Here is a 615-nt window from a genome sequence, read left to right on the forward strand (position 1 = left end):
TACTTTAGTTGCCATCAACATGAAAATGCGGGGTGAATAAATATGACAGCAAGAATAATAAAAAAATGGATGATCCTATTACTGGCGGTGGTCATGCTTATAAGCATGGCTCCATTAAATGTGAGTGCAAGTGCAAGTGCAAGTGAAACTGATAAGACTTATCAGGCATATGATGCTAGTCAGCATAGAAAAGTTATAAGTGAAAATGGGACAACAGATTCAGAATGGTCCTTATGTATGGATCATCATAAACAATCTCCAGGAAAAACCGATAAAGCCACAGGGAAATATTCAAAAAACGAAAATGCTACGAATGATACGTATGCTAGTAACGGTGGAAAAGGAGATTTTCAGAAAATCAAAAGGATGCTATTTTATAAATTAAAACATCCGCAACTTAATTATACAGTCTTACAAAATGAATATTACTATCAGCAAGACAATAAAAAAATTTATGATACAGATTATAGTCAAATCCCAGAATTGAACAAGCAAAAACAAGACTTAAGAACTTTTGCTGAGGATTCTTCTCATGATGATGAGATTAATAGCACAATGGAAGTTTTTATTTATAAATCAAAAAACCCAGAGATGCAAAATTTAATTAGCGCGAAG

1 protein-coding gene is annotated in these 615 nt (G+C 33.0%); it reads left to right on the forward strand.

The window, feature by feature from the left end; genetic code table 11:
* Nucleotides 1-42 precede the first annotated feature (42 nt).
* The coding region (locus CGSMWGV1500E_RS01170) for a hypothetical protein (protein ID WP_004129089.1) at nt 43-615 on the forward strand (573 nt) is incomplete at its 3' end.

The sequence above is a fragment of the Gardnerella vaginalis 1500E genome, from assembly GCF_000263595.1.
GTDB lineage: Bacteria > Actinomycetota > Actinomycetes > Actinomycetales > Bifidobacteriaceae > Bifidobacterium > Bifidobacterium vaginale_E.